Below are 2,198 nucleotides of genomic sequence, written 5' to 3' on the forward strand. Positions count from 1 at the left end.
AGAATGGCACGCTGTCAAAAGCCAGCTCGCGATCATGTTCGAAGACCGCTTCCCAATGACGTAAAAAAGGCGTCAGGGCACAAAATTCCGCACAGTCTCGAGGTTCTCGATGCAAAGACTGCTTTCCCTCATCGACTGGATATCACAGGCTCTCGCGGTGCTCTCCGGCCTGATGATCGCGGTCATCGCGCTTCTTGTCTCGACGGAGATCATGTTGCGCAATCTCTTCGGGCACTCGCTCTCTTTCGTCTGGGAGGTTTCGGTCTATTTCCAGATGTGCGCGATCTTCCTCGCCTCTGCCTGGACACTGCGGACAGGCGGCCATATCCGTGTGACCCTCGTTCAGACGGCCATGCCGCGGGCATTCGAATGGCTGGCAACGCTGGTCGGCTTAGCCATCTCGGCTGTCCTGTCGAATGCGCTCGTTCAGCTCGCCTGGCGCTACGGCACCAGTGGGCGCTCCTCGGGCTCTACGAGTGATATCGCGCTGGTCTATCCCGCCGCTGCCATGGCCGTCGGTGCTGTGCTGCTCACCATTCAGATCGCGCTCAGGCTCCTGAGACTAGGGCTTGGGATGGCGCCCGAGCTCGAGGTCACCGGCGAGGAGCAGACCGCGCCCAACATGGACTAGTCGAGATGCCAGCTTCAGTCATCATCACCACACTGTCACTACTCGCCGTGCTCGCCTCGGGGGCATGGGTCGGGCTTGGGCTGATCGGGGTTGGCGTCTTCAGCCTCGAGGTGTTCCGGAACATGCCGGTCGAGCGGCTGCTGTCGCAGTCGGTCTGGAACGGCCTTTCCTCTCCCGAGCTGCTGGCGCTGCCGCTCTTTATTCTAATGGCTGAACTGCTTTTCCGCTCGCGCTTCGTGGACGGCCTCTTCCTGGCGCTCGATCCCTGGGTTCGGCGCCTGCCGGGCGGGCTGCTGCACACCAATGTCGTCGCCTGCGCCTTCTTCGCGCTCGTTTCGGGCTCCTCGGCGGCAACGACCAGTTCGGTCGGGCGTATGACCATCGGTGAGCTCAAGTCGCGCGGCTACGATACCCGCATGACCATCGGCACGCTCGCCGGAGCCGGCACACTGGGCTTCCTGATCCCGCCGAGCATCGTGATGATCGTCTACGGAGTCCTTTCGCAGACTTCGGTGCTGAAGCTCTTTACCGCCGGTATCCTGCCAGGCCTGCTGCTAGCCTGCTGTTTCATGGGCTATATCGCCTTGGTCTCCCGCCTGCGGCCCGAGATCGCGGCCGCGGCAACCGACCTCGGCGAGGACGGGATCTGGCGCGAGCGGATGCGTCACCTGCCGCGGCTGCTTCCCTTCATCGCGCTGATCCTTGCCATCCTCGGCTCCATGTACGGGGGTATCGCGAGCCCTACCGAAGCGGCGGCCGTCGCGGTCCTCGTGACTGTCGCCCTCATGGCATTTGAGCGAAGCCTGAGCCCCCAGACCCTTATGGATGCCTGCCTTGGCACGGCGCGCACGGTGGCGATGCTCGGCCTGATCATCGGCGCGGCCAGCTTTCTCTCTTCGGCCATCGGCTTTCTCGGCATGCCCCAGGCGGTGGCAACTTTCGTCAACGGGCTCGACCTATCGCCCTTCGCACTGATCCTCTTGCTGATCGCCGTCTATATCGTCCTTGGCAGTTTTCTGGAGGGCATGTCGATCATCGTCATGACGATCCCAATCGTCTTGCCGCTTGTGACGGCGGCAGGTTACGACTCGGTCTGGTTCGGCATCTTCCTGATCCTGATGGTGGAGCTGGCGCAGATCTCGCCTCCGGTTGGCATGAACCTCTTCGTGCTGCAGGGGCTAACGCGCGAGCCGCTTTCGGTGATCGTCCGCGCGGCCCTGCCGTTCTTCCTGATCATGCTGAGCTTCGTGCTGATACTCGCGCTCTTCCCGGGCATCGTGGGCTTCTTGCCGGGGCTCCTCTGACAACCGGATTTTGCTAGGCTTCTCTTGGAATGCGTGAGGCTCTTCGGACGCTACGTCGATTTAGGCTCAGGACTTCGGTAACGGGTCTCTCTCAGTCAAGAGATTTCGGCCAAGCGATTTAGCCCCGCCGACGGGCCATTCCTGCTCGGTCGATCCGCTCGGCGTCTTGGGTTGGGGCACGGTTTCCTGAGACAGTTCATAGCGCTAATTTTCCATCGAAGGAGAATGGACCATGGACGACAAGAACAGCTCGACACCTGGCG

General features: G+C 61.8%; 2 protein-coding genes. Both read left to right on the forward strand.

All coding sequences use genetic code 11. The annotated features are described in order from the left end of the window. Positions 1-109 precede the first annotated feature (109 nt). Positions 110-631, forward strand: a complete 522-nt coding sequence (locus ACH107_RS32195; protein WP_412509684.1) for a TRAP transporter small permease — start codon at positions 110-112, stop codon at positions 629-631. A 5-nt stretch (positions 632-636) separates the two neighbouring features. Beyond that, the gene (locus ACH107_RS32200) at positions 637-1,935 is read left to right on the forward strand and encodes a TRAP transporter large permease (protein ID WP_412509685.1); all 1,299 of its coding nucleotides are present in this window, start codon (positions 637-639) and stop codon (positions 1,933-1,935) included. Positions 1,936-2,198 lie beyond the last annotated feature (263 nt).

Source organism: Roseovarius halophilus (ex Wu et al. 2025) (assembly GCF_047086965.1).